Below are 1,576 nucleotides of genomic sequence, written 5' to 3'. Positions count from 1 at the left end.
TGATTTTTTCCGTTACTTCGCAGGTAACGGAGGAATTTTCCGTGCAAACATAATTGTTTTTCTATAAATGAGCAAATAATAATGCTGTTTTTTTATAATTAATCGAAAAATCTGCATTTAAGCGCACTTTTTTGTTAATGGGATTGTTGTTCGCCCCAATTATTAGTGTATTTGCACGTATGTTCTGCATTATAAAGGGATTGTACTTATACATATTATTAATAAGAGAATGTATAATTTAAATTGAAGATGAAAGAGATTACCTTACAAGAAATGCTGTCAACTATTATTGGAGAGCTTCGAGAAAATGGAAGATGGGGAACAGCCCATATTTACCAATCTACATTGAATGTGTTTTCCGCATTCAATAACTATCGGGATTTGCATCTGCGCAAATTGAATCCAGTGGTTTTGAAACGTTTTGAAATGCACCTGCGTCAACGAGATTGCAGTTGGAACACCGTTTCTACCTATATGAAAGTCATTCGCTCGGCTTACAATCGAGCTGTAGATTTACGATGTGTTCGTTATACTCCTAGATTATTTGAACATGTGTATACAGGAACTAAAGCAGACAAGAAAAGAGCTTTGGAAGCTTCGGATATAGGAACTTTAGTTCGCGGGACAGAAATGGATTTGTCCAAAAGGATTCCTTCCTCAAGCCTTCAAAAGGCCAAAATGCTATTTGTTTTTATGTTTATGATGCGTGGTCTCCCATTTGTCGATTTAGCTTTCTTGCATAAGAAAGACCTGCAAGGGAATGTATTGTCCTATCGTAGAAGAAAGACTGGTCGCACCTTACGGGTACTTCTATCCCCTGAAGCCTTACAGCTGGTACACATGGTATCCAATAAGGACGAGAACTCACCTTATTTATTCCCAATATTACGTAGCAAGGATGGTACAGAAGCGGCTTATAAAGAGTATCAATCAGCTTTGAGGCGTTTTAACTATCAGCTGTCAGCTTTAAAAACACATTTGAATATGAGTTCACATCTTAGTTCGTATTCGGCAAGACACACGTGGGCCACAATGGCATATTATTGTGAGATTCACCCTGGCATTATTTCCGAAGCGATGGGACATTCATCGATAAATGTTACTGAAACCTATCTCAAACCTTTCAACGACAAGAAGATTGATGAAGCAAACGAGAAGGTAATTTCTTTTGTAAAAAGCAATGGAATCTCGGCATAGTTTTTTTATTTTTTATTGATAGAATAGTCTAAATATGTACTTATTTATTCCTCCCGCAAGAGACCTCTCTTGAAGGGAAGAATCGTCTTGTTTGTTTCCCAACCACCTTTCCTTATGCCAAAGCGCTACAAAATAAGTCTTTAGAGCTTTCCTATCTTGCGAGCCTTTTAAACCTCTTTCACCTCAGTCTTATTTCTTAGTCCTATTATCAGAATTCCACCTATAATCCCCTCCTTATCTCTATTCATTTAAAATGTTATAAACAATTATAGCTGTGCTGTAGCTGCATTAAACATCTTTTCACGCAATTGATTAAATATAGATTCCCGTTACCTGCGAAGTAACGGAATACTTAGTAACAAAAGAAGTATGCGAAAGG

The 1,576-nt window shown here is 36.9% G+C and carries 1 protein-coding gene; it reads left to right on the top strand.

Annotation, left to right across the window (positions count from 1 at the left end; all coding sequences use genetic code 11):
• The first annotated feature begins 249 nt into the window (after positions 1-249).
• Positions 250-1,197 carry a tyrosine-type recombinase/integrase gene (locus tag DWZ67_RS19930; RefSeq protein WP_005824483.1) on the top strand — a complete coding sequence of 316 codons (948 nt, stop codon included), beginning with the start codon at positions 250-252 and terminating at the stop codon, positions 1,195-1,197.
• The last annotated feature ends 379 nt before the right edge of the window (positions 1,198-1,576 follow it).

Origin of the sequence: Bacteroides sp. AF34-31BH, assembly GCF_003602795.1 — a bacterium.
In the GTDB taxonomy this organism is placed as follows: Bacteria; Bacteroidota; Bacteroidia; order Bacteroidales; family Bacteroidaceae; genus Bacteroides; species Bacteroides uniformis.
The sequence above is the reverse complement of the archived record's forward strand: the minus strand, read 5'-3'. Positions and strand labels throughout refer to the sequence as shown.

Excerpts from the sequence above, each read along its gene's own strand:
- DWZ67_RS19930 (WP_005824483.1), top strand. The coding sequence starts at position 250 with ATGAAAGAGATTACCTTACAAGAAATGCTGTCAACTATTATTGGAGAG.